The organism is Fibrobacter sp. UWB13, from assembly GCF_900177805.1.
Taxonomy (GTDB): domain Bacteria; phylum Fibrobacterota; class Fibrobacteria; order Fibrobacterales; family Fibrobacteraceae; genus Fibrobacter.
Window position 1 is genome coordinate 160282 of sequence record NZ_FXAX01000001.1, and the last position, 25970, is coordinate 186251.

Genomic DNA, 25970 nt, shown 5'->3' on the forward strand with positions numbered 1-25970 from the left:
TCCAATATGTGCGATTATCTGGATGGTGTGCTGGGCTTTGGCGTGAAGACGCTGTTCTAGAAAAAGCGTCTTGAAAACGCAAAACTAGAGTCGCGGAACGCGGACTTTGTCGCCGGCGTTGAGGTGCTCGAGCATGACGCCCGGATTCACGGACTGGAGAGCCGAGAGCACGTAGAAGCGGGGGAGGTTTTGTGCGCCTGCACCATACGTTCTGCGGAGCAACTTGAACAGGTCTTCGCCATCGTTAGCGGAAACGACCTTGTAAAGGCTCTTGTTCGAAGGGTCGGACTGCAAGGCGGAGAGCGCATTCGAGAACTTGGCGACGAAATTTTCTGCGTTGTTGCTCGGCTTGGAGGCTTCTGCAGCTTGCTTGACCTGTTTCGGCGGTTTGCTCAGCCCGGATTTGCGGCTTGTGCTCTTTCCGGTGACGGACGGCGGGAGCTTGAATGTAGGTGCCTTGAACGCGTTCATCTTGAGGCTCACGTCGGCGGTATCTTTGCCCTTTTTGACCGGTTCGAGCTTCAAAATGGAGTCCAACGAGGCGATGTAGTTGCTGTCGGGCCATTCTTCGAGCACCATGCGTTTGTTCACCTCGACGATTTTGGCAGTCGGGTGGTCGTTTCCGCAGGCAATCAAAAGCAAAGAACTGAGCAACAATAAAGATTTCATGCTATAAAAAATACTAAAAATGAGGTTGCAACTTGCCAAAATCCTAAAAAACAACTAAATTTTAGGCTCTCAACAATTACTTCACAGGAAGTTTTATAATGAAAGAAGGTATCCACCCTAATTATCAACCGGTCGTGTTCGTCGATGCGAATACGGGTAAAGAATACATCACCCGCTCCACGAAGTCTTCCGCCGAAAAGAAGACTATCGATGGTGTTGAATATAGCGTAATTTCTTTGGAAATTACGGCTGATACCCATCCGTTCTGGACGGGCAAGCAGCATCGCGTGGATACGGCTGGCCGTATCGACAGCTTCAACAAGCGCTATGGCGGCGGTGCTAACATCACCTCTGCAAAGCGTAAGACTCGCAAGGCTGCTCCGGTCAAGGCTGAAGAAGAAGCTTAATCTTCTTAAATTTTGGGGCCTCCCTAACTAGGGAGGCTTTTCTCTTATTAACCCTAGAGGACGCAAAATGAAAAAGAAACTTAGCATTTGTGCCGCTGCCATCATCGCTCTCGCTATGACTGGTTGCGAAAACGGTAAGACTGGTACTATCGAAGGTGAAGTCCGTGATGCATTCACCAACAAGCCGTTGGAAATGCCGACTGTCGGTATGGACTCCACGATTTACACCACTCTTTCCAAGAAGTACGAATTTAATCAGGAACTCCGTAAGGGTAAGTTTAAGTTTGTCAAGGTTCCGGTTGGCGCCTATAGAGTTTATGCGGGTCGCTCCAAGTACGTGAAGACCCGTATGAAGATTGAAACGACGGAACAGAATCCGAACGCTTCTCTCGTTCTTTACATCTACAGCGCCCAGGTTGATCCGGGTCTGTACCAGGGTACTCCGGAAGGTCCGCTCAAGATTGATAACAAGTGGGTTGTCTACTCCACGAACTGCAACGAATCCATCGCTGGTTACCGCTTGACCATGCCGCAGCAGCAGGCTGGTGATGCAAAGGCAAGCCTTGCTGAAAAGATTGGCGCCAAGAAGAAAGGCAAGAAGGGCAAGAAGGCTAAGAAGGCCGCCGCTCCGGCAGCTGTTACTTCTGCCGTAACGAACCTCCCGGATCCGCGCGTCGTCGATGGCAAGCTCGAAGTGTTCTACCACAACTCTTCTTCCGTGTCTACCGCAATCACTGCTAAGACCTATCCGGCAGTTGTTGCTCCGATCGCATCTCACAAGGACTGCAAGGGCTTTGGCGAAGGCGAAACGAAGGGCGTGTTCCCGGTCAAGGACAAGGCAACCGATCTCAAGGTCGAATACGTTGCTGAAAACCTCTTCAAGATTACCGGCAACCTCCCGAAGGGCAAGCAGATTATTCAGCTCTCCCAGGACGGAAAGACTCTCCAGACCTACTATTTCGAAGCTAAGTAATTCGGAATACGTTTGAAATTAAAAGACGCTCGGTTCTTGGAACCGGGCGTTTTTTGTTTTTATTGGTTATGGGGACGGGGAGACATTGTAATATTATGCTCCAGCAGCCTCTAATCGCTGCACATGGCAGTAGGCGAGCTCTTTTGTTTTCTCGTCTCTGAGGTGCAGGCTGGAGCCTTCGCAGTATCGCCAGTACTTGCAGGTCTTGCAGTCGCCTATTTTAGCCCAACTGCGGTCGCGCATCACCTGATAGCGGTTTTGCCACACGTCCCAGAGGTCGTCTTTGTAGATGTTGCCTTGGATGTAGTCGCCGCGCAAGCTCGGGCATGCCGAGATGCTTCCGTCGCAAAGCACGGAAGAGACGTTTACGCCGGCGCGGCAGAAGAACGGGTAATTGCGAGCGTCTTTCTCGTAACTGCCGAGGAATCCTTCGCAGCCATAATTCACGTTGATCACGTTCATCGATTTTACTTCGCGGATGAAGTCGAACACTTGGCGGAATTCCTGGTTCGTAAGTTGGAACAGCGGATTGTCCTTGGCGCGACCCTTCGGGAACACGGTTGCAATGCGCCAGCGCTTCACGCCGATTTTCAAAAGCAAGTCGAGAATTTTCGGGAGTTCCTTCAGGTTTTCGCGGTTCACGCAGGTCATCACGTCGAAGGTGAGCCCTTGCGTGTGGGCGGCCATGTCGATGGCGCGCAGCGCGCGTTCAAAGCTATGCGGGTCGCCGCGGAAATGGTTGTGGTTTGCTTCGAGACCGTCAAGACTGATGGTAAGTGAGCGCAGCCCTGCGTTCAGGAGGCGCGAGTAGCGTTCGGGAGTCATCGCAAGACCGTTCGTGACCATGCCCCAGGGGTAGCCGCGTTTCTTGATTTCTTGGCCACATTCTTCGAGGTCCGGGCGCATCAACGGTTCGCCGCCGGTTATGACCACGATAAAGTGCTTCGGGTCGATGTGCGGGGCGAGCTTGTCGAGCACGTTCATAAAATCTTCGCGGGGCATGTCGGGGATGGCGTCCTTGACGCAGTCGCTACCGCAGTGCAAGCAATGCAAGTTGCAGCGGAGTGTGCATTCCCAGAAAAAGTACGTGAGCGGGTGCGCCTTGATTTCGTTGTGGCGGTAAAGACGATAAGCTTCGAGAGCGAGTTTCTTTTTAAGCGAAAGTTGCATAAATCCTAATAATTTTCTTTGGTGTAATATTTCTTGTTGAATTCGTTTCTGGTGTAGGTTGTTTTTTCGCCTTGCTTGTCGGTGCAAACCATATTGGTGTCGCCTTCGGTTCTGCGGCAAGTGACTCCGTCATTGCAGGTGTATTTATAAGTGCATTTTGAATCTACACCGTATTCGGGGCACATGGCGTCAAGATCGCAAACCGTCAGATCCGTGTTTGGGTTTGATGTTGCAAGGCATTCTTTGACGGTCTGCTCGATTTCTTTTAACTTGTCTTCGTAAATCTTTTGGCATTCCTCGTCAAGCGCGGGCTTGTTCTTTTCCCATTCATCTTTCATTTTCAGGTAATCGAGGTATTCCTGTGTGGGACGGGTAGTGCCGTCGCTGCAAACTTCGTCTTTGTGGAGTCTGACCGGAGCACCGTATAGCGCAACAAACATGTCGAGTTCCTGGCGCAAATTGGCAAGGCACTGCGGGACTGTTTGCAATGTATTTGAAATGCTGTCGATTTTGCTAACGCTTGCGTGCTTTGCTTTTTCTTCAGCGTTCATCTTGGCAATATCGGCTGAATAACTCGGCGGGTAATACGATACAGTCGAATCGCCGGGCGCGCAAGTTACTTCGCCGGCACTGGAGCTTGAATTTGCCAATTCGGAACTAGACGAAGATATGGCTTCGCTGGAACTTGACGAAACGCTTTCGCTGGAACTAGATTCGACGACGCTGCTGGAGCTTGGCACGTTAATCTCTGATGAACTGCTTGTTTCTGCTTCAGATGAGCTGTTTGCGAGTGCGTCAGAAGAACTGCTCTGTTCGAATTCGCCACAACCTTCTGGCGGGCAGTATACTCCATACAGGGGTTGTGCGTCGTCTACGTAGTGACACCCCGCCCAAAAGAAGGCGGTAGTCGTGAGTAAAAGATTTTTCCAATGCTTGCGAATGTTCATTCTGGTTCCTTTACATCATATTTTGTTTTAAATTCTGCTTCAGTGTAAGTCGTTTCGTGCTCTTGTTTGTCGTAGCAAGTAAAATCGGTTTGGTCTTCGTCCTTGTAACAAGATACGTCGTCATCGCACTTGTAATAAAATGTACACGGGTCGCGTCTGTAAAAGGTACACTTGGTCGAGTCTGGAGATTGGAAATCTTCAGGGTTTTCGCAAACATACATATCAACGCCATATTCTGGACATGCTCCACCCGAAAAGGTGCAGGTCCCTCTCACGTCGCTCGAAGAAACGTTGTCGCTACAGCCGTTCCAGAAGAATGCTGCGATGGCGAGAAAAATTTTTTTCCAGTGCTTGTAGAACATGATTTTACTTGGTTTGGTTGGATGTTGTATTCTTATAGATTTTTTTGAATTCTGTATCGTCGTAGGTGAAACCGTCGTTGCATTCGTATTTTTTTATAAAGACATCTGCGTCTACACCGTAATCGGGGCATATTGTTGTGCCGTTAAATGTTTCACATGCAGGGGCGGAAACATGGATTGTATCAGTTTTGGCTATGCAGGTGTATCCGTTTTCGCAAGTGACTGTAGAACCGTTTTCGGAGGTGACTTCGCAATACATTTGCGGTACACCGTAGGCGGGCATAGGTAAGGGTTCGGAACTGCTAGATATATTATCTTCGCTACTGGAGCTTGAACTCAGTGTTTCTGAACTACTGGAATACTGTGGAGGGACTCCGTATAGGGGAGGTTCCACTGTGGTGGAACTGTTGTCACAACTAGCCCAGAAAAAACCGGTAATTGCAAGTGAAATCTTTTTCCAGTGTTTGTAAAACATTTTTAACTCCTCGTGCCCACTAGGGTCCTCACTTCTACAAATATATACAAAATAAGGCTCGAAATGCTCCAAAAAGGCGATAAAACCCGTGTACCGAAAAGATTTTGTTGCATCTGTTGCATATAGGCAAGCTTGGAGTTGTTTTGGTCAAAAATTCGCCCTGCCTCGCTCGGATTTTGCGTATAAAAGTTATATTTAGGTCACTATGAAAAAAGAAACGTTAGGAAGGGACGGTGTAAAGTCTAAGTCTTTGCGTCAGTCCTTTATGGAATGGAAGAATTCTCTTCATTGGGAAAAACCTCAGAATATCATGTTGGCAGTTACGGCATTCGTGCTCGTAGCGGCTTTCCTTATCTTTAACAATTTATCCGTGTCGTATGCGCGTCATTGGGATATCCAATGGGGGTATTACTCGATTCTCGTCACGTTCCTGTTGCTCGTGGCGGGCGTTGTCGTCAATGCTCCGTTCGTGGCAAAACATGTGCGTGGGTTCTTGCCGAGCGGCAAGAGTTTTTGCGGGCTTGCGCTTTTGCTCATTGTGTTCTCGGTGTTCATTTTCGGGAACATCGGCAATACGCACCGTGTCTTGAGTGACGAGACGAGCTGGGAATCGATGGGCCTCCAGATGTATTTCCAGCACACGGGCGGTGTCTGTAACGAAGGCATCTGGACGGATGGCGTTCTCGATTGCAAGACCGAAGTGAACAACTTCAAGGGCAAGGCGCTTGGCTTTGTCTATTCGCTTGTGTTCAACTTCATGGAGCCGAATCGCGATACCGCGTTGATGGTAAACTACCCGTTCTACATCTTGAGCTTGATTGCGTTCTTCCTTGCGCTTAGCAAGTGGTTCAAGAGCGATAAGCTTGCGCTTGCGGCGACGGCGTTCTTGGGCGGCATGCCGATTTACCTGTTGCAGTCGCGCTCGGCATCGACGGAAGTCCTCTACATCCTCTTGCTTGCGGTACTTATGGCATGGTACGCGTTTGTGCCGACGAACAAGGTCACGTGGAAGCATTTCCTCTTGACGGTTCCGCTGCTTGGATTCTTTGCGCAGACACGCCAGGAAACCGTGTTTGCGTTTATTCCGTTTGCGCTTTACTATTATCGTTATTTCCTTGAAAAACCGTATCGCTTGCCTGCCTTCGTGGCATCGGTGATTGCGGTGAGCTGGCCTTCGATCAACACGATGGCAGCTTATCGCGGGTACGACTTCCAGGGCGGTACGCATGCGGCGCACTCGTTTGAAAACTTGTGGTACAACCTCAAGACGAATATCGAAGTCATGATGAATCTCAAGACGGATCCGTCTTTTGGCGGCATCATGGAAAATCCGTTCTACACGACGTTTACTGTGATTTTGCTTTTGGCGACGGTCTGGCTATTGTTCCGCATGATTTACTCTCGCCGTTACGTACGCGGATTCATCTTGGGCATCACGTTCTGCGTGCAGATTTTCGTGATCCTCCTGAACGTGTCTGGAACGTTTACGATTGACATCAACCAGCGTTATGTGCTTGTAGCGCTTCCGATGTTTGCTCTCTTGATGGCTCTTGGTCTTTATGATGCGCTTGTGTTTACGACGAAGATGAAGAGCGATGCTGCCGCTAAGATTGTGGCGGGGGTCGCTTGCCTTTTGTCTATCGGGCTTATGGTTTACCATGCTCCGAGTTACAAGGCTAACATGCTCTATTACAAGAACAAGCTCTTGGCTGAAGAAGACTTCTTGAATACGGAACTGGCAAAGTATCCGAAGAACTCCGTGTTTATTTACGCTAGACCATGGCAGATGCTTGCGTCTGGACACACTTCGTTTAGCGAAAGCTCCTTTAAGAGCTGGAGTACCGAACAGTTTGCTGAATGGATGCAAAAGTCGGGTGGCAATATTTATCTCGTGCGTGGTCAGGATGGCTATGGCAAGGTAAATCGCAATAGCCGTGTGGTGGGCTTCAAGACGACCGACCAGATTGACGATATTTTGGGTGCATACAAGAACGAACGTGTACTGATGGAAGCTCGTCTGTTTGGTTATGGACTTGCCATTTACAAGATTATCTCGAAGAAGGGCGTGTCGCATTACGCGCAGAATTTCATGGTAACCGAAGAATCGAATGGCATGATTGTCGTGAACAAGCGTTTCCCGGAATCAATTGCTTGCGATTACAAGGTGAATGACAAGGATCAAGGCGAAATGCTTGTGTCGAATAGCGCAGATACGCTGTTGCTTGACTCTGCCAAGATTCGTGCAGGTATGAATCGCGTGGTGCTGAGCTGCTCGATGCCGGATGAAGATACGCTTGTGACGTACCGCGACTTCTTTGTCGATGGCGAAAATGTGGCGCTCCTCTCGAAGCTCAAGATGGGCAAGTTCTTCCAGGAATGGGGTGAGCCGCAAATGAACGAGACGGTCGATCACCACAAGATTACGATTGATGGCGAACCGTTCCGCTATGGTATTGGTAGCCATGCAAACTCGGCGATTGAATTCCCGCTTGCACGCAGCTATGATTGGTTGAACGTGGTCATTGGTCTTGATGACGAAAGTGCTTGTGGCGATGGCGCCTACTTTGCTGTCGAAGCGGATGGTCGTGAAATTTATCGTTCCAAGAAACTTTATACGACGGACAAGGAACGTTTGAAGCTGGATATCAAGGGCGCCAAGTCGATTAACTTGCGCGTGTTGATGGGCAACGACAAGGACTGCGACCACGGCGACTGGGCTCATGCCTGGCTTGAGGCTGAAAAATGAAAGTCCTTGTAGCGCCGCTTGATTGGGGACTTGGGCATGCGACTCGTTGCGTGCCTGTTGTCCGCGAATTCTTGCGGGCGGGTGCCGAGGTGGAACTGGCGGTAGTCAAGGCGAACGCAAATTTTTTCCGTGAAGTATTCCCGGATTTGCGACAGCGCTTGGCTCCGAGCTACAACATTGTCTACCCGAAGCACGGCTACAACATGGCGCTTTGGCTGCTCAAAAACAGTGTGCACTTGAATGCCGTGATGCGTTACGAACACCACTTTGCCGAAGAGATGGTAAAACGCCACGGCTATGATGTGCTGTTTTCGGACAACAGATTTGCGTTTTATTCTAAGAACGCGCTTAGCATTTATATGACGCACCAGCGCAGGATTGCGTTCCCGCGGGCGTTTGCTGCGTTTGAGCGCATTGGCGTGATGTGGCATGCGAACATCATGCGCAAGTTCGATGAAGTCTGGGTGCCGGATTTGGAAATTTATCCGGGTTATGCGGGCTCGCTTTCGCATTCGGGCGCAACGCCAGGTGATAAGCCGATGCGTTTCGTCGGGACGCTTTCGAGATTCTCGGAGATGGGGAATGTTGGGAACGCGCTTGGGAATGCGCCGGCGCCGGTTGACCTCGAACGAGATGTGGACTTGATGAGCGTGTCGGAGTTTATGGCGCACTCGGCGAACGTGGAGTGGGACGCTGCTCCTGAAAAGCGTGTTGCTGGAATGAATTGTGCGGAAATGCGCGCGGCCTACAAGGTCGTGGCGGTTGTGTCGGGTGTGGAACCTGCAAGAACGCAGTTCGAACAGCAGTTGCGTGAAGCGTTGCAACAGATCCCTGGCCAACACATGATGATTCTCGGGAAGCCCTCGGCGGAGCAAAAAGCGTGGACTGAAGGAAATATCGAGTTCCACACGCACTTGGCGACGAACGATTTTGCAGAAGCTGTGAAACGAGCCGATTTTGTGGTAAGTCGAGGCGGTTACAGTACGGTGATGGACATGGCGGAACTTGGTGCAAAATGTATCTTTGTACCGACGCCAGGACAGTTTGAACAGATTGTCCTCGCTCACGATTTGTCGAAGGCGGGTTATGCCGTTGAAATTCCGGCAGATGAACTTTCTGCTGAAACGCTTACAAGCGCTTTCGAAATGTCCGTGAAAATGCCGAAAGTCGCAAAGCAAAATTTGCTTCACGATGCGGTTGAAGATGTTGTTCGAAAATTTAAAGAGAGGTCGATATGAACCAGTTCGTTTTAGCTTTCCCGATTCCCGTTGCGGTCAATGAACCGTTTGCCATTACCGAAACTGTTCAGGTGAAGGCCGATACCAAGACCTTGATGATTCCTGGTTGCAGCGTGCAGTTTAATGTGGTTCGCCAGGGCGCATCAGCCGACCTCTTGGAAATTTTCAAGGAACGTGATGAACTTTCCGCCGAAGAAGAAAAGGCGATTGTCGATCACAAGTCACTCTTGTTCTTGCTCGGGAACGTAAAGACGATGGACGATGTTGAAATGGTGAATTCCGCCATTTTGAAGGTCCTCAACGCAAAGGCCGCGGGCGTTTATATGCAACAGTCTGGCACGGCATGGACCGCGAAGGCTTTTGAAGAACAGTTTGGCGATTGCGATTATCCGATGGATCCGTGGATCAACATTCTCGATTCTGGCGATTCGCTTTACACGCTTGGTCTGGCTGTGTTTACGTTGCCGGACTTGTGCATCTCGAACACGATTGAAGACCCGGAAGAGGCTCTCTTGATGGCGGCTGATAGCTTGTTTGGCGATGGTATCCCGGCAAAGTCTGGAAGCGTCATTGACTGGGGCGAGGGCGAAAAATACGTGCTCCGTCAAGAAACGAAGACGCTCTTCTCCAAAGATGCCCCTGAGTACAACAAGCAGGGTGTTCTGAGAATCGTAAAGAAATAATTTTAGAGCGGTAAGAAGGGGAGCTTATGGCTAATGTTTTAAAGTTTGAATCGATTGATAACGCGCGACAGCTCGGCGGGATTCCGGCGGGCGGTTCCCATGTCAAGCACAATTTGCTCTTTCGCAGTAGCAATTTGTCCAAAGCGACGGAACATGATTTGCACCGTCTGCGTGATGATTTTGGCGTTCATCTGGTGATTGATTTGCGATCTGACTTTGAATACATGCAAAAGCCGGACAAGCTCCTCGATGGAATGAAATCCGCTTTGATTCCTGTTTTGGATGATTCCATGCATGGCGATGCATTCAACAAGGACCAGGTGGTGCCTGCGACGGGCGTGGACTTTATGGAATTCCTTTTTGGCATTGCGCGCCATCCGATTGCAAATACGTTAAAGGACAAACTCTATAATTACTTTGTGGATAGCGATTATGCGAGCTCGCAGTATGCGAAAGTCTTTGAAACTGTTGTTGCGCAAAAAGGGGCGCCTATTTTGTGGCATTGCACTTCGGGCAAGGACCGCTGTGGCTTTTGCTCTGCGCTGATGCTTGCTGCACTCGGTGCTGACGACAACTCTATTTTAGATGATTACGCCGAGTCCGAAAACTCGTACCGCAAGCCGCTTGCGGCGATGACTGCCAAAGGTCGTGAATCGGGAATGACGGAAGAACAGCTTGACATTCTACATTTCTTGGTGAGTGTCAAGCGCGAGTATCTTGAAATTCCGCTCAATCGCATCAATGCGGAATACGGTTCGCTACTGAACTTCATCACGCAGCGGATGCACGTGCCCACCTCGACCATTGACGCACTCCGGGAATACTACCTGGAGTAGTATTCCAAAAGAAAAACGCAGGCCCGAAGGTCTGCGCGTTTTGCAAATAGTTAAGACTATTACAATTCCGGCTGCTTGCCGGTGAGGCGCACGAAGATTTCTTCGTACTTGGCGAGCGTGTTCTTCACGACTTCAGGCGGAATTTCCGGACCCGGGTAGGTCTTGCCCCAGTCGAGCGTTTCGAGCCAGTCACGGACGTACTGCTTGTCGAAACTTTCCTGGTTCTTGCCAACCTGGTACTTGTCTGCCGGCCAGTAGCGGCTGGAGTCCGGAGTGAGCACTTCGTCGATGAGGATGGTTTCGCCATCGATTTCACCGAATTCGAACTTGGTGTCGGCGAGGATGATGCCCTTGGAGGCAGCGTAGTCGCGAGCCTTCGTGTAGATGTCGAGGGACATGTCACGGAGAGTCGTTGCAACCTTTTCGCCAACGATATCGAAGGTCTGTTCGAAGCTGATGTTTTCGTCGTGGCCTACGTCCGGCTTGGTGCTCGGCGTGTAGAGCGGCTTTTCGAGTTTCTGGCAGAGCTGGAGACCTTCCGGGAGAACGTGACCGCAAATCTTACCGGTCTTCTGATAGTCCTTCCAGCCAGAACCGACGATGTATCCGCGCACGATGCATTCCACGGAATGGCGGTTAGCCTTCTTCACGATCATGGAACGGCCGCGGAGGTAATCAGCGTGCTTCTTGAGCACTGCTGGATATTCATTCACGTCGGCGGTGATGAGGTGGTTCTTCATGCCAAGGTGCTTGAACCAGAAAAGGGAAAGCTGGTTCAGGATCTTGCCCTTGCCCGGAATCGGGGTCGGGAGAACCACGTCGAATGCGGAAAGACGGTCGCTAGCGACCATCAGGAAGCTGTCGCCGAGGTCGTACATGTCGCGTACTTTACCCTGGTGGAACAGCGGAACTTCGGTAATGGGGGTTTCGAATTTTAAGCTCATAGTATCCCAAATTTAGCAATTTAGTGGCGGGTGGCTAGGGGGTGGAGCCGTGTTTCGCTATATCAAACGCTTTGTTGCATATAGAAAATTATTTTGTGGAATTTTTTATAAAACGCTTAAAATATTAAAAATTTAAATATTTTGTTGCGTGAAATATTGACTTTGCAAAACAGAATGGCTATATTGTGAATGAGAAAACATGGTGGTTTCCTAAAAGGAGAAGATTATGAGAATGCTTTCGATTGTTGCTTGCTCTGCGTTTGCCGCACTGATGTTTGTTGCTTGTAGTGATGATTCGGTGACGGCTGCTGTTCCGCTTGCTGGTGGCGCTGGTCAAGGGGGTGGAGTCGCGTTGGATTCCACACGCAATATATCTGTCGCGTTTAAGGGTTGTTTTGACTATTCATATAATGACGCCCTGAAAAAAACGGCTGCGGAAAATCCCAAAGCCTATTTGGTTACCGACGATGCGGGATATCATGTGGTTATTCTGGACATGGCTGGAACTTGCGGTTATGAAAACATTGTATTCAATAACCAACGTGTACTTGATACGTTAAAAATCAATTTTGAAGGTAATCCTGCAGAATGTAGGTGTATTAATGATGTATGGTTCAATATTGATCCATTGGATGCCGATATCAAGTATTTGGTATATCAGAATGCTGTTTATGAAGTCGTGGCGGGACCGCTTCCTGTACAGTCTTCTTCGAGTGATTTTTTGACGCCGTCCTCATCTTCAATTGAGGTGGCTTCCTCTTCGGATGTGGCGCAGTCTTCGTCGTCTGAGGTTTCGTCTTCTTCTGCAGCGGAGGATCCGTCCCGTGTGATTGTTACGGATGCAGTGGCGCAGTGCGAAGACCGTCGTACGTTTGATGACCCGATGCTCGATGGTTCTGCGTCTGCAGAGTCGTTTACGCGTGAAAAAAGTGATGCCGCGCTCCCGCCGGTCGCTTACCGCTATGTGTCTACAGAAAATGTTGGTTTTACGATAAAGAATGTTACGATGACTTGCAATGTTTCCATTGACAGCCTTGAAATCACAACGGCTGATAATACAATTTATGTCAATGCGAAATACGACTTCACAAATGCGCAGAGGTGCTTGTGCCGTTCGGAAATTACATTCAGCGTGAAAATTGACCCTCCTTATAATACGGCTGAATATCTTGTTCTAAATGATGGCAGTAGCACCAATTTCGACAATAAAATGGAAGTTGTCGATTTAGATGTTATTCGCGTTGACGATATTTCTAATAGTGATTTTTAAACAAAGATAGCAGTGCTAAAAAGCCTCCCTTCGGGGAGGCTTTCATGCTTTTAAACTTTGGATGAATTTTTGATTTCCATTTTCTTGTGGTACATGATTTCGTCGGCTCGCTTGAATACGTTGTCGACTGTATCGCCGGGCTTGTATTCTGCCATACCAAAAGCGACAGAATAGCGCTCCCACGGCTTTCGTGAATTGTTATTTTGTGCCTTTTTAAATTCCGACTCGATGACTTTGATTAACTTGTCTCTATTCTTGTAATCACTGTTTTGCAGCAGGACTACAAATTCATCGCCACCGACTCTGTAAATGGGGGATTGCTTATAAATGTTGCAGAATATATGGCAGCAACCTAAGATGTATTTGTCTCCGCAGTCGTGGCCATAGTGGTCGTTGACTTCCTTGAGATCGTTGAGGTCAATCATGACAAATCCAAATATGGCGCCACCCTTTTCGATTTGTTCTTGCAAAGATTCCTTCATCTTGTCGTAAGCGACCTTGCTGTTGACGTGGGTCAAGGCATCCTTGAAGGCTAGTTGAGTCATGTCTTCGGCTTGTTCCTGGGCAGAGCGCGCCTGTTCTTCAGCTTCTAGAAGACCTTGGACGTAAGTGCGCATGTCCTGCGACATCTGCGATATAGCGTTCGAGAGCGATTCGACTTCGTTGTTTGTGTGGATGTTTGGGGCGTCGAATATAAGTTCGTCGGGCGACTTTTTGCCGCGGCTCTTTTCGGCAAAATTGCGGGCGCTCTTTTCGAGTTCAAGAATCGGTCCTGTTACGTTGCGGCGCAACCAGGCTAATAGAATCAGTGCGAAGAGTAATCCGAGACCCAGTGTCAGTGTAACGTTGTATAAAACGTAATTGTTGACGGTCTTGTGAAGCTCAGAAATGGATATGTCTGCGCAGATGACGCCGAAATGGACACCCAACGAATTGACGTACGGTTTACAGGCGGTGTAGGCGGGTCCCCATTCGGAATCTTCTTCGAAGTATGAAATTTCATCCTTGGTCATTGCCTTGGCGAATTTTCGAATTTCAGAAAGTTCATACGCGTCTGTGGGTTCCAGTAACTTCATGTCTTCTTCGCCACGTTCGCGTTCTGCCTTGCTTGTGGCGGAGCAGATATTGTACATGGAATCGTTACGCACGAAAAGGGAGTAGAGGTAGAACAGCTCGAAATCGTCGACCATGCCGTTGAGCAACTGTTGCACGTCGTTGTACTTTTCAGTCTTTTGGCCCGTTATGGTGTTCTGGTAAAGGTCGTCCATGTCTATGCGGTTGGTGGCATAGTTTAGGATGTTGCTGAGCTTGTCGTCGTAGCGTTTATAAAGCGACTGGGAGTAGGTGAGGTACGCCTGGATCGAAAGTAGAAAGCACATGAATGCGATAAAGACGGCGCTACCCAGAATAAGACTTCTATGAATCGTTTTCTTATGAGTCATTTCGTTCTCCTTCAAGGTAAAAATAAATCTTTAGGGACGAAATGTAAATCTTATTGTACAAAAACGGCGCTTTTTACAGGAAATGTAAACTATAGTGTGATTTTTGTCGTTCTCGACCGGTGTAACCCTATTTTTGTGAATTTTCGACAGGCGTGTTTATACGACTTTATTTGTCGCGTGCGCTTTCTATATATGAGTCATCGAAAGATTGATTTAATCTCTTTACATATTTAGTGTAGAAAACGATATATAATTGCGGCTTAAAATGAGATTGCCGTTTGAAAGGAGGTTTTATGAGAGATAATTACTTCGGTCGTGTCTTAAATTCCCTGAATACCGAATGCACCCGCAAAAACTTTGAACTCGATTTCGTGACGCTCAAGAGCTATGAATACTGGATTCGCATGATGCGAATTTGCAAAAGCTACCCGGATGCCGACGACTGCATTGCAATCATCTCCAAAGAACGCGCCTCCCGCGTGCTGAAAGACCTCTCGGAACATTTCGAAAAGCTTAACGCCGAAGAAGACCGCCTCCCGCTTCATGCAAAAAAGCGCTTTATCAAGGAATCGAACGGGAATTATGCCGGCAAGAGGCTCCGCTGCAACGAAGAGAGCGAAGAAATGAGCGTTGCCTACCAGCGCCGCCAAATGGCTGTCGTGCGTTTCAACGACGTCATTGACCGTTCCTGCTCTGTCCGCGAAATTACGGATTTCGTGCGCAATTACCTGTGCGGCGAAGGCATTTTCGACCAGCAGTCGCAAAAGGTTTTCTACGATAGCATTGTCCGTGAACTGCTCGGTTTTCTGGAAGAGAACAGAGACGTGCATGACGCTTATTACAAGCGCCTTGAAATCGTGCAGAAGTCGTTCAATTTGACCGATGACGAAATGGAAATCATGATGTTCTCGTGGATTTTCTTCAACAAGGAACAGTGCAGTTCGCTTTTGGAGATGATCGGCTCCCGCAGGTTCAGAGGTGCAGTGCTTCCGGACATTTTCCCGCAGCTTTATCCAGACGTGGACTTCGAAAACGCTGTTTCGAACAAGGGTACGCTCAAGCAGATGGGCATTCTTGACGAAGACCTCGATATTTCCAAGCGCATCGGCATGTTCCTGGACGGTCATTCCGGTAACGATTTGGACAGCCTCTATTTTAGAGTCTATGAAGGCGATGCTGTTCCGTTCAAGAAACTCTGCAACGGCAATCCGAAAGTGGAACTGGCATTTAACATGCTCAAACATGCCAATGTTGGTGAAGGCTTGAACCTTTTCTTCTATGGTGTCGAAGGTACGGGCAAAACTGAACTTGCCAAAGCTATCGCGAAAAAACTCAATCGCCCGCTCGTGCTTACGAACATTAGCATTGTCGGTGAACATCGCGAAAGCAAGGAAAACTCTGTCGTCCGCAGTCGCATGGGGAGTATTCTTTATGCTGCCACAAAGTTCCAGAAAAAGAAGGCGATTCTCCTCGTGGATGAATCTGACGTCATTCTCAACTGTTGCGAAAAAGGTAGTCTCAACTTTTTCCTCGAACAGATCAAGGTTCCCGTCATCTGGATTTCGAATACCACGCGCTGGATTGAAAACAGCACGCTCCGCAGGTTTAATTACTCCATCCATTTCGACCGCCCCGATGCCGAAAAGCGTTTACAGGTTTGGGAATCTGTGGTAAGCGAACATGGTGCATCGTCCATCATTCCGCAAGATGTTGTGAAGCGATTCTCCGAAGAATTACAAATTACCGCAGGCGGCATCACGCAAGCCATTGTCGGTGCTAAAAAACTCGTAGAATCTGGTTGCAAGATTGATCCCATCAAGGCAATCCGTACCATTGCCGAAGCGCAATCGGAGCTGTTGGACTTGGACATGGTTTATGCCAACCGCGACAAGGAAAGCCGTTCGCCCACGTACCTGCTCGATGCGCTGAACATCGATGCAGACATGAAGAACGTGCTGAAAGTCATGAGCGCGTTTGACGAAAAGTGGAAACAGATGCAAGATGGTGACCGCCCGGATAGTCTTAACATGCTCCTCTACGGCGCTCCTGGCACCGGCAAGACGGAATTCGCCAAGCACATCGCTCGTACGCTCGGTCGCAAGCTCATCATCAAGCGCACAAGCGACTTGCTGAACAGCTACGTCGGTGAAACCGAAAAAGCCATCCGCAAGATGTTCAAGGAAGCCGAAGAAGCTAAGGCAATCCTCTTCCTCGATGAAGCCGATAGCTTGATTCGTGACCGCAGCGGTGCATCGCGCAATTGGGAAGTGACCCAGGTGAACGAAATGCTCACGCAAATGGAAAATTTCAAGGGAATCTTCATTGCCGCCACCAACTTCGAAGGCGAACTCGACACTGCATCGCGCAGACGCTTTGCGCTCAAAGTCAAGTTCGGCTACCTCAAGCCGGAAGGCATTGAATCGTTGTGGAGCGGATTCTTCCCGAGCGTACAAATGCCTGAAGCAGCCCGCAACTTGCGCATGCTCACTCCGGGTGATTTCAACGCTGTCTACAGCACGCTCCGTTTCTACGACGAAAGCGAACTCACTGCAGACCGCATCATGGACGCTCTAAAGGCGGAAATCGCCTACAAGGACAGTCGCGAAGGTCGAACGATGGGACTGTAGAAAAAATGGGGGACATTCATTACCGTGAATGTCCCCACAAATTTATAGTTGCCGTTCGTTATGATTCAAGTCCAAGCTCTTCCATAAGTTTCTTGGTTATCTGCGAAATCATGTATTTGCCCATATTATTCCGCCCTTCCCAAGAATCAAGGCAAAGCTGCATTGTTCTCTTTAATTCGTCATTGTCCTTAAAATGCAATGGCGTGCTCGACTGGCTAAATGTTTGCTGCAAAATTTCAGTCAGCGGAATGTTTTCCACAAAACGACCGACTGATTCTCGTTGCTTGTTGTCAATATCGACATGTTCCCTGAACGCATTTTGCGAAGCAGCTTCCTTGACGATAATAGATTTTTGATTAAACGCCTTGGCGAGTTTCTGTACATTCTTGAAGAAGTCAGGCTTACTGTTTGTATTGATAAATACATAGCAGTCATTGCATGTTGCTATGACATAACGCAACTTGAGTGCCACCGCATAGAGCTTGCGATCCCAATAGCGCCGGTACATCAGCGGGACAAAACCGATATTTTTGTATTCTTCGCTCTCTGCGTACTCTCGAATTTTGCTAAAAATACCGTCGTTTACGCTTTCAATGTTTTGGGGGAATCTGCTGATAATAGCGCATTCGAATGGTTCGAAATATTTTGAGATATTATCGACAGCGGCGCCATCGATGGCAATTGGGATTTGCTTCTGCGGCTGGTCTTGAATGCTTACTAAATAATGCTTGTGCTGATTCAAGTCGTTGACCAAAAGTTCCTTATCACGGGTTTGACCTCGTTGATTGTCAAGAATACATTTTGCCAGGGTGAGGAGTTCTTTCGACGAAAGTTCGTTTATTTCTAAAGTTGCGGAATGGTTGTCGTACATTTCGCCCGATTCTTGGTTTATAAAATGCCCCTTGAAAATACCATCGTTGCTGAAATCGTTGTAGTCTATAACGACTTCATCACGTTTCTTGCCGAAGAGTCGCGCCCAGAAACTGCGATGAAAAATCTGTGCTCGGTTGTATCTCAAGAAACTTGATACAACGGACAAATCTGGCTTGAATTGCAAATCCGCCGGGTAGGTAATCACTCCGCCAAGATTGTCGATTTGTTGACGTTCAGTCTCTGGATGAATGGTTTTATCGAATTCGTAGGCGTTAGCTGCGCCTATTCCCTTGATTTCTTTGATGACGAACTTTTTCGGTTTTAAATCTATTTTTAGCGTGTATCTCATATTAGCTCCTTACTTTTTCGCTGATCTTATAAACTTTTTGAGCTGTTTATCACTTATTTTGAGAAAATCTGGCACAGGGATCGGAGCTAACCTTAGTTCTATCACAGGCTCCTGAAGTAAATTTTCCCCCATTTCGATTAGCCATTTTTCTTCAGATTCCCTTTCGAGAATCGGAACGGCTTTTTCAAGTACGGCCTTCCACTGCGGCAGCAGCTCGTTTGAAAATCCGTAATAGATATTCTCGTCTATTTCCGCGATACAGCTCCGAAACCAATCAGCTTTACCGCTCTGTTCATCGGTTACATCCCACTTTTTTACAACATTCTCAAATTCTTCTCTGGAATCGAATCCAAAGATTCGCATCGAAGATGGCTCTTCAAGATATTCGTAAATCCGCTTGTAGTGGAAGACGTCTACGTCAAGCGACTCATTTTTCTGCGAAATAAAATCCATCGCACAAATATTTGGAATCGGGAATGCTCCACTTTTTACGAAAAACTTTTCGGAACCGCTCACCTCGACCCAATAGGGTTTGCCACATTTTTCAATTAATTCGTGAGGGCTTAGATTTTTCAGTTCTATTTTCAGTTGTTCACGTTCATTTTTCAAAGGCTCAAGATGCTCGTCAATTTGCCTTTTCAACAACGTAGCCTGATCTTTGAACAGCTTTGTTAAAGCGCGCCTGAGTTCCTGCACATCGTGACTAGCTGTTGCTCTATCTGCTTCCATCAATAAATTTGTCAGTTTGGTTCTGCCATCGGCGGCAAAGCCTAACCATAGAGTACACTCGACACCGACTGCGGGAAAGATATCCCGAATCTTCTGGAAACCCTTGAGGGCTTGATGTCTTTTTTCCTCAGAATCGTTTTCGTTTTTCGTGAAGGATTCGAGTTCTTCTTGCTTGTTGGCAAAAGTCTTTTCATAATCATCCGAAGCCATGTGTTGCAGGCGTTCCATGATTCCGATTGTCCGATTAATCATATCAATAGCGATTATCGCTGCCTTGACTTTGTTATCAATACTATCAAGATTCGGGCTGGTCGTTGGCTCAGAATCGTGATCAAATTCCATCCCATCGAACCAACAAAAAGAAACCAGCTCAAGGTGCGCCTTGTGTAACATCGCGCGCTTGTCTTCAAAAAACGCCAGTTCTTTCTGAACGGCTATGATGTCATTTTTTATTTGCTGTAGCGTTCTCATTGAAAACCTCATTCCTTAATGGAATCTATTGAGCTTTTACCGTAAATCCGCTTTTGTGCGTGAAGTGCAGAGGAATCTTTTTTGTGGAATTGTCTGCAATTTTGATGATTGTTAGGAAGGCTCGGTCGAGCAACCAAACGTTATTTGATTCTTGTGCAATTCCTGTGACTTCATTAAGGTCGGACTGTTGAACGGGGGACTGTTCGGCAGATTTTATGCGGCTTAGCGGGCAAAGAAGTAAAATGGAAATGTTCAATTCCATAGCGAGATTTTTCAGCGCCCAAGTCGCCATCTTTAATGATTCCGCCTTGTTTGAACCAGAACGAATTTTCAGCAAATGCAGGTAATCTATGATTAACACATCTAATGATTTTAGTTGTTTATAGAGTCTTGCTTTCTGGGCAAGTTCTGTAAGGCTCATATCGGTAGCGTCTTCAATTCGTAGATGCGAATGCATAATTTTACCCACCGCCGTCACGAGCATTTGAGTCTCGGTTTTATCAAGGGCTTCTTCGCAAATTTTACAATAGTCTACATTGGCGTACTGGCAAAGGAGCTGATCGCCACGCCGCATTCCACAGTTATCCAAGTTGAAATAGACAACGCCTTTGCCGTCATCCAGTGCCGCGCTCGCTGCAACGTTCAATGCGAATGTCCTGATTCCGACACCTGGGCGCGATGCCAGAATCGTCAATTCACCCTTGCGAAGACGATTTGCCCAATCTGCCTTACCCGTGTAAGAGCGTTCCATTTCGGCTTGCAACTTTTTCAGATTATCGATTTTTTGCGGCAGAATTTTTTCGAGGCATTTCTTTTGCTTCACAAAAATTTTATGAATTGCATCTTCGAGCGAAAGCGGCTCCAACAGCAATGCGGCGCATTGTGCGTTACCCGAATATTCGTTTAGTTGTTTTTGTGCAGGCTCGTCAAATTCACGCCAAATGCTAGGATTCGGGAACCACTGTGCAATACTTGTAAGCGCGAACTTGTGCGTGTCCTGTAGCATTCCTCGATTTTTTGCAGCATTTTCTATGCAATCTTTGTCGAATGCACCAACGATTGTCTGCATTGTTTCGTAGGCGCGAATAGCTCGCGTCATCTTGTCTAGCGATTTAGCTTTGTCAGTGGAGCTTTCGTCAATTCCGTCGGCGGACGGAAATTCCTTTTCGGCTGGGGCGTATGCCGGGTCGAATTCATTGCAATCGTCTTCAAAGACCAAGTCCAGCGAATCGCATAGATAACCGTAAAATTCTCGCACGTAATTGTAGTAGCGGAAAGCTTTGTTGATTTCATTTTCTGCTAACGATTCAAAACTATCTGTCATCTTGTCTTCGAACATAAAAACTCCTTTGCTTGCTTGTAAATATATTATGCCTATACGACAATTGCTGACGTATGAAACGGGCGGACAATTACCCACTCGTAGGAATATATGTGACGCGATTCCGTTTTAACTTCTTAATCCACTTGGAGTTTTCTTCGTAACTTCTTTTTCCGCTGAGCACCCAGAGTACATCGATTGGGCGCTTGGTGTTGAATTTGGGCGGCGCGGCGTAACCATCGCTAAAGTAGATGACTCCGTCATATTCGGGGTGTGCGCAGTAATAATCAGCTGCAGGCTGAAAACTTGTTCCTCCTCGGCCCCTGATTTTTATGGACTTGCGCGCCTTTTTTAATGGTTCGGGTTCGCCTTGAATTTTCGCATCGAATTGCAAAACGTCGAGCTTTTCGATGCCGTATTTGAAGAGCCTATTTATTACCGAGAAAAAGTTTTGCAAGCTCTTATCGGTGACGGATCCGCTTACGTCAACTGCAATCAGCAGGTTTGTCGAAAGCTCGTATCGGCTGCCCATGGCGTTAAAGCTGAAACGTCGATTGGGGCGCATGCGGGTAAGGCGTCGCTTGCTAGAAATTACCGAAGTCTTAAACAGGCTCAGCATTTTGCGGTAGTCCATATCGACTTTCATGCTTGCCTTGATAATGCCTTGCATCTTTCCGGAAATTGAACCCCAGTTGTTGCTGGCTTCGGCGACTTCAATAAATCCGTTTATGTCGCAACAGGCTTCCTCATTTTCTTCCCAAAGTTCCGAAATTTGCGCATCTAGTTTTTCTTGCGTGCCGCAAGAATCGCCGCCATTTTCACTTGGCTCTCCAGATATGCTGTTGCCCTGCGCGGAACTGATTGCATTACACTCTTCGCCCTGCTTACCTGAATCTCCGCCATCGTACTGTTTTCCATCGCCGTTGTTTGGCTCCCCGCAAATTCCCGAAAATGGCACTGCAGTTTCCTTAAGCAAGTTGTAATACTCTTCGAAACATAGTCCGCGAGGCAAATTCAATTCCGTTCCACTCATTTGTTTTTTGAGTATCGGCGGGATTTCATAGACATCGGCGATAGTGATATCGCTTGCTCGAGTGAGTAGGGGCTTCGATGCAAACGGAGGCTGTCGCTGGTAGGGGTGCTTCAGCAAAATGCGGAACATTTCAATTTTCAAAAATTCCGCTAGCGTGGCATTCTGCACACTTTTTAAAAGCTTCGGAGCGAATTCGACCTTTCTATTGCCGGTTCGCATGGCCACATCTAACGAATCATTCTCGTAGAATTCGTGACTGCAGTACACCGCAAACAAGAGCGGCTCAGTCAAGAACCACCGTTCGCCAATTTTCTTTATTCTATCCAGTACTGTCATATTATATTAACATTTTGGCGCGCACTCTGCCTTTAAATCGACTTGACGAATGCCGTTATCTTCTTATACAATTCAGGGCATTGCACTATGATGAACATCATTGTTGACGGGTACAGCGAAGACGAATACAAGTTTGCGAAATGAGCCTGCGCTTCACGGAATTTTTCGCCTGAAAGAAACTCAAAATATGCGGCAAAGTTCGTCGCCACTTTATTCACCTTTGCGGTATCTTTCTCATCGTAGTTTTTCGTTTCTATAAAGCGGAAAACGGATTCGTTCACGGCGGCAAGTTCCGGTGTAGAGCATTTTTTGAGTGTGGTCTTTTGCTTTGCAAAATCATCAAGCAAAATTTCCTTCGCGCTTGGCAAGCGTTTTTGGTTGATTGTCGCAAAGAACTTGGTTGCGGCAGGCATGCCGATGATGCCTGCAATGATGGTTCTCAAAAGCGGAGAGACCTCGTTCGTCTGCAATATCTTCGAAACACGTTCCCATCCGCGACGGTCTGGCGACTTTTCGAGTCCTTGATCCTCGCGAGTAAACGCAGCACCGTCAAGCATTTCTGGATTTTCAGAGATGAAATCAATCACGCGGCTGTCGAGCCCTACCTTCGAAGCCCACAATAGCCATTCCTGTGCGGTTGGCTTAAATTCGTAGATGTTGAATCTGCTCACAAGCGCCGGATCCAAATCCGTCAACTGGTATTCTTCGCCGTCGTTCACCGCGCTAATCACACGCGAACCCTCTGGCAACTTGCGACCCGCAAGCGTTCGATTCAGAGTCAAGTCCATAATGGTCTGCAGCACTTCAGGGCGGGCGCGGTTCAGTTCATCTAAAAACAGCACTACAGGTTTGCCATCGGTCGGGAACCAATACGGCGGCATAAAAATCGTTTTGCCCGTAGCTTCGTCAAGTCGCGGGAGTCCGATTAAATCGCCAGGATCGCTCATTTGCCCCAAAAACAGAATTACCACACGTTCGCCACGTGCCGTAAAGAATTTCTCTAGAATCTGCGATTTTCCGATACCATGCTTGCCTGTGAGCATGATATTCTGCGATGTGGGCGTCGCCGCCAATAAATTTTCCAATTCTTGTGCATTTATACGTACTGACATGCTTACCTCTATTTTTTTAAGAATTCCTTTGTCATCGAAATGTCTATTGGGAACGGTAGCGTATTAAGCAAATTTTCGATATTCTTGAGTATCTCGGGTATAACAGGAATTCTTTTAGTGAAATTTTTTTCGTTTAGCGATATTTCAATTATTCTCTTTTCGCTAATTTTAATTTGGAGTGAAAAATATTTTCCTTTGTCTGTTAAATTCCATTCATAGCCCAATGGCGATAGCATCTGCGAAACGCACGCTTTTAAGCTTGATTTTGCCATTTCCTTAAGCTTGATTTTTTTTGCAAATTCAACTTTTTTAGTTTCGAGAGCGGCAAAATATGCGGAAAAATTGTTGATAAAATTCTCAATGTTCTTCATGGTCAGCGACAAATCACAAGTGTCGATCCTGTGAGTATATGGGTCAATTCCTTCGGTGCTAAAATGCATATAGTACAGCGAATCCGACAAAATGAATTCAACGGACGCTGATGCGTCAAGCGTAAAGATAACCCTGATGCCACATATTTTATCGCCTTGCTGGAACATATCCCGTTGGAGCGCATTACCTTGACTTCTGCCCGACCTTACTATATTGCATTTGCATTCTGGAAAGCGGTTTTTCATCTCATTGTACGCGCAAAGGATCTCGCCTTCAGAAGGCGCACACCCACGCTCTCCAGAAACAAGAAGCCCGCAAACCAGTTTTTCCCAATACTTGCGGGCAAACTGTTCAAAACTTTCTTTTTTGATAATCTTGCTACTCATACGTTTATCCAACGTATAATATAGAACTCGTATGCGTCAAATATTGACGTATTTGAAAGTGTTAAGAATGTTCACCGGCATTGCTGCCGACTTCTTTTAACTTTAATTCTTGTATCAGCGTTTCTATGCGGCAGGGGGCATCATCGTCACGAAGCATATTCACCGGTTGAGTACGAGGGTTACGGTTTTCGTTTTTAAGGTTTTCCTGATACTTTTCGTTCGCGACCTTCCACTTGTCTAAAAAATTTTCAACGAATCTTTTGGCATCTGCGGTAAAGGCGTCGGTAACGATGTGGTAATACCTCCAGGGGGGACGATTCTTGATGTTGTGGATTTCTTGCTTGCAATGGGGGCAGAATGCCGATGCGTAGCTCATTCCCGAGCCGTGCGAACCTCCGAATCTGTAGATGTACGCTGTTGCGCCACAGCCGCACTCGACTTGGAACTGTTCTTCCTCCCAAATTTTCAGGAGTGAGGCTAGCCTCAAGTTTATTGTCACTCGGGCACTACCGAAATTCAGATCCTTCCAGGTCAACGCCTTGGCAAAACCCACGAAACCACTCAACGCGTAATGGACATCGATATCCGCATATCGGGGCGTCGCGAGAATTTTATTCTTGTGGCGAAGAATTAGGTCAAGTTCCTGGTACAGCAACTTGCGCTTACGATTTTGCCGCCTTTCGAGCCACTCGGAGTAAAACTTCTGCTCCGATTCCTCTTGGTTAACGGCATCCGTCACAAGTGAGACGCCTTTTTGCTGGCGTCTGCTGAACTGTGTGAACCCTTCTTTGATGGTTTGGGACATAAAAATCTCCTTTTTGCCGTCTTTAGCATTTTGTGCGTGTTTTGATGTTATGCATGTATTTGAATGTATGCATGATTGTTATCGTGAAACAAGGAGATTTTGTAAAAAGATTGTCTTAGATTTTTTTGACAATCCTAATCATTTTTGTGAAAGAGCAGTCTATTCTTTAATAAAAGAATTAGATTACTTGTTAAATAATTAACAGAACTTAGAATGGATTTCTGCTTATGAACATCTTTAAGATTTTATCATCCAATGATGGAACATTAAAAGAGCCGAACGTTTCGTCTTTTTTGGCCTATCTATTGGATCCCAATGAAGACCATGGTTTAGGAGATTCCCTTTTAAAAAGTATTCTTTCCGACTTCGAATCTTTAAAGGATAAAGATTTTTCAGATTACGATGTGGAAGTAAATCCAGAATACAAAGTGGACATTGATGATGCTGTCCTCAAAACAGATAAAGAATCGAATAAAAAACATCGAGATATAGATATAGTCATTCTTTTTTGGAAAAAAGAAAAAAAATCAAAAACTGAACAAAAAAACAAGCTCAATGCTCCCGAATTAATTTTATGTCTCGAAAACAAAATCAAGGATGCGTCTATTGAAAAAAATCAACTAAATGATGAATCAAAAGGAATAACAAAACAGTTTCAAAAGGGGACTGATATATACTTTTGTTATCTAACACTCCAAAAAACAGAAGCTTCAGATAACGTTTTTGAAAATTTTGTTTATGACCAACAAAGAAAAATTCATCTGTATTGGAAAAATGACAATACCAATGAAAAAAATTCAATATTAGAAAAAATCCTTGCTATTTTGGAGCTGGAACGCAATGGCGAAATAGATCCCATATCTGAAGAATCCATATTCCTTTTAAAATCATTCATTGGTTTTATTCGAGCCAATTTTAGCAGTTTTATCGAAAAGAAAAATGCCAATCATGAACGCAGAATATACGGTAAACCCGTTATTGATTTTTTCCGAGATTTCTATAATAAAATGGAGATAAATAAAGATTATAGTGATAAAGAAATCAAACAATCCATAAAGGAAGCAATATTCAAAGAATCTGGAGTAGAGCCAAACTCAGGAACGATTCAATGCCATTTATATCAGACAACTGTGAATGACGACAATCGATTGCATTATTCTGTAAGTGAAAAGAACCATAAGGACAGGGATTTTTTCTATATGATAAATCCAAAATCCAAAAATAAAGTCCTGCGAAAGTACATTTCAGGTATGCCCGAAATTGAAGTAAAATTCAATAAATAACTGTCACGAGTATTGCTTCAACGATTCGCTTGGAGCTGTCGCTGAACAAATGATTTTGTTTAAACTTTTTTTATACGTAAGAAATACTGCAGGATTCTAGTGTATTCGGTC

General features: G+C 46.7%; 23 protein-coding genes. 9 read left to right on the plus strand and 14 right to left on the minus strand.

The window, feature by feature from the left end; translation table 11 throughout:
* Nucleotides 1–84 precede the first annotated feature (84 nt).
* Entirely contained in the window at nucleotides 85–669 is a 585-nt protein-coding gene (locus B9Y77_RS00735; RefSeq protein ID WP_085490093.1) for a hypothetical protein, read from the minus strand.
* A gap of 98 nt (nucleotides 670–767) precedes the next feature.
* On the opposite strand from B9Y77_RS00735, the gene B9Y77_RS00740 reads away from it, so the two are divergent.
* Nucleotides 768–1076: a type B 50S ribosomal protein L31 gene (locus tag B9Y77_RS00740; protein WP_073424540.1), complete on the plus strand. Its 309-nt coding sequence runs from the start codon at nucleotides 768–770 to the stop codon at nucleotides 1074–1076.
* A gap of 67 nt (nucleotides 1077–1143) precedes the next feature.
* Nucleotides 1144–2049: a hypothetical protein gene (locus tag B9Y77_RS00745; RefSeq protein ID WP_085490094.1), complete on the plus strand. Its 906-nt coding sequence runs from the start codon at nucleotides 1144–1146 to the stop codon at nucleotides 2047–2049.
* 93 nt (nucleotides 2050–2142) lie between these two features.
* Here the strand turns inward: B9Y77_RS00745 and B9Y77_RS00750 are convergent, their stop codons facing one another.
* From B9Y77_RS00750 to B9Y77_RS00765, 4 genes are read right to left on the minus strand one after another with little or no spacing between them, the layout of a single operon-like run.
* Complete coding sequence (locus B9Y77_RS00750) at nucleotides 2143–3219, minus strand: TIGR04133 family radical SAM/SPASM protein (protein WP_085490095.1); 1077 nt, start codon at nucleotides 3217–3219, stop codon at nucleotides 2143–2145.
* A gap of 5 nt (nucleotides 3220–3224) precedes the next feature.
* A complete protein-coding gene (locus B9Y77_RS00755; RefSeq protein WP_085490096.1) occupies nucleotides 3225–4166 on the minus strand; it encodes a hypothetical protein in 942 nt (313 codons plus the stop codon).
* Nucleotides 4163–4528, minus strand: coding sequence for a hypothetical protein (locus B9Y77_RS00760; RefSeq protein ID WP_085490097.1), 366 nt, complete (start codon nucleotides 4526–4528; stop codon nucleotides 4163–4165). Before B9Y77_RS00760 ends, B9Y77_RS00755 begins: the two co-directional genes overlap by 4 nt.
* A gap of 4 nt (nucleotides 4529–4532) precedes the next feature.
* Nucleotides 4533–5003: a hypothetical protein gene (locus B9Y77_RS00765; protein ID WP_254899871.1), complete on the minus strand. Its 471-nt coding sequence runs from the start codon at nucleotides 5001–5003 to the stop codon at nucleotides 4533–4535.
* A 205-nt stretch (nucleotides 5004–5208) separates the two neighbouring features.
* Here B9Y77_RS00765 and B9Y77_RS00770 point away from each other — a divergent pair, with 205 nt between their 5' ends.
* From B9Y77_RS00770 to B9Y77_RS00785, 4 genes are read left to right on the plus strand one after another with little or no spacing between them, the layout of a single operon-like run.
* Nucleotides 5209–7749 carry an NPCBM/NEW2 domain-containing protein gene (locus B9Y77_RS00770; protein ID WP_085490098.1) on the plus strand — a complete coding sequence of 847 codons (2541 nt, stop codon included), beginning with the start codon at nucleotides 5209–5211 and terminating at the stop codon, nucleotides 7747–7749.
* Nucleotides 7746–8987, plus strand: coding sequence for a glycosyltransferase (locus tag B9Y77_RS00775; protein WP_085490099.1), 1242 nt, complete (start codon nucleotides 7746–7748; stop codon nucleotides 8985–8987). The genes B9Y77_RS00770 and B9Y77_RS00775 overlap by 4 nt, the downstream gene beginning before the upstream one ends.
* A complete protein-coding gene (locus B9Y77_RS00780; protein WP_085490100.1) occupies nucleotides 8984–9670 on the plus strand; it encodes a hypothetical protein in 687 nt (228 codons plus the stop codon). The genes B9Y77_RS00775 and B9Y77_RS00780 overlap by 4 nt, the downstream gene beginning before the upstream one ends.
* 26 nt (nucleotides 9671–9696) lie before the next feature.
* The gene (locus B9Y77_RS00785; protein WP_085490101.1) at nucleotides 9697–10506 is read left to right on the plus strand and encodes a tyrosine-protein phosphatase; all 810 of its coding nucleotides are present in this window, start codon (nucleotides 9697–9699) and stop codon (nucleotides 10504–10506) included.
* Nucleotides 10507–10565: 59 nt separating this feature from the next.
* Here the strand turns inward: B9Y77_RS00785 and B9Y77_RS00790 are convergent, their stop codons facing one another.
* The gene (locus tag B9Y77_RS00790) at nucleotides 10566–11450 is read right to left on the minus strand and encodes a phosphoribosylaminoimidazolesuccinocarboxamide synthase (RefSeq protein WP_012820053.1); all 885 of its coding nucleotides are present in this window, start codon (nucleotides 11448–11450) and stop codon (nucleotides 10566–10568) included.
* Between the two features lie 226 nt (nucleotides 11451–11676).
* Between B9Y77_RS00790 and B9Y77_RS00795 the strand changes: the two genes are divergently transcribed.
* Nucleotides 11677–12720, plus strand: coding sequence for a hypothetical protein (locus B9Y77_RS00795; RefSeq protein WP_085490102.1), 1044 nt, complete (start codon nucleotides 11677–11679; stop codon nucleotides 12718–12720).
* 50 nt (nucleotides 12721–12770) lie between these two features.
* On the opposite strand, the gene B9Y77_RS00800 is transcribed toward B9Y77_RS00795, so the two are convergent.
* Nucleotides 12771–14162: a sensor domain-containing diguanylate cyclase gene (locus B9Y77_RS00800; RefSeq protein WP_085490103.1), complete on the minus strand. Its 1392-nt coding sequence runs from the start codon at nucleotides 14160–14162 to the stop codon at nucleotides 12771–12773.
* A gap of 293 nt (nucleotides 14163–14455) precedes the next feature.
* Between B9Y77_RS00800 and B9Y77_RS00805 the strand changes: the two genes are divergently transcribed.
* Nucleotides 14456–16789: an AAA family ATPase gene (locus B9Y77_RS00805; RefSeq protein WP_085490104.1), complete on the plus strand. Its 2334-nt coding sequence runs from the start codon at nucleotides 14456–14458 to the stop codon at nucleotides 16787–16789.
* A 58-nt stretch (nucleotides 16790–16847) separates the two neighbouring features.
* Here the strand turns inward: B9Y77_RS00805 and B9Y77_RS00810 are convergent, their stop codons facing one another.
* The 7 genes from B9Y77_RS00810 to B9Y77_RS00840 form a co-directional block, all read right to left on the minus strand.
* A complete protein-coding gene (locus B9Y77_RS00810; RefSeq protein ID WP_085490105.1) occupies nucleotides 16848–18011 on the minus strand; it encodes a hypothetical protein in 1164 nt (387 codons plus the stop codon).
* A gap of 9 nt (nucleotides 18012–18020) precedes the next feature.
* Nucleotides 18021–19211 (minus strand): hypothetical protein, encoded by a 1191-nt coding sequence (locus tag B9Y77_RS00815; protein WP_085490106.1) that lies wholly within the window; start codon nucleotides 19209–19211, stop codon nucleotides 18021–18023.
* A gap of 25 nt (nucleotides 19212–19236) precedes the next feature.
* A complete protein-coding gene (locus B9Y77_RS00820; protein ID WP_085490107.1) occupies nucleotides 19237–20550 on the minus strand; it encodes a DnaB-like helicase C-terminal domain-containing protein in 1314 nt (437 codons plus the stop codon).
* A gap of 73 nt (nucleotides 20551–20623) precedes the next feature.
* Complete coding sequence (locus B9Y77_RS00825; RefSeq protein WP_085490108.1) at nucleotides 20624–21901, minus strand: VWA-like domain-containing protein; 1278 nt, start codon at nucleotides 21899–21901, stop codon at nucleotides 20624–20626.
* 32 nt (nucleotides 21902–21933) lie between these two features.
* Nucleotides 21934–23013: an AAA family ATPase gene (locus B9Y77_RS00830; protein ID WP_085490109.1), complete on the minus strand. Its 1080-nt coding sequence runs from the start codon at nucleotides 23011–23013 to the stop codon at nucleotides 21934–21936.
* A gap of 8 nt (nucleotides 23014–23021) precedes the next feature.
* Nucleotides 23022–23771 (minus strand): hypothetical protein, encoded by a 750-nt coding sequence (locus B9Y77_RS00835; RefSeq protein WP_085490110.1) that lies wholly within the window; start codon nucleotides 23769–23771, stop codon nucleotides 23022–23024.
* A gap of 61 nt (nucleotides 23772–23832) precedes the next feature.
* Nucleotides 23833–24576, minus strand: coding sequence for a hypothetical protein (locus B9Y77_RS00840; RefSeq protein ID WP_085490111.1), 744 nt, complete (start codon nucleotides 24574–24576; stop codon nucleotides 23833–23835).
* Between the two features lie 227 nt (nucleotides 24577–24803).
* On the opposite strand from B9Y77_RS00840, the gene B9Y77_RS00845 reads away from it, so the two are divergent.
* Nucleotides 24804–25859, plus strand: coding sequence for a PD-(D/E)XK nuclease family protein (locus tag B9Y77_RS00845; RefSeq protein WP_085490112.1), 1056 nt, complete (start codon nucleotides 24804–24806; stop codon nucleotides 25857–25859).
* Nucleotides 25860–25970 lie beyond the last annotated feature (111 nt).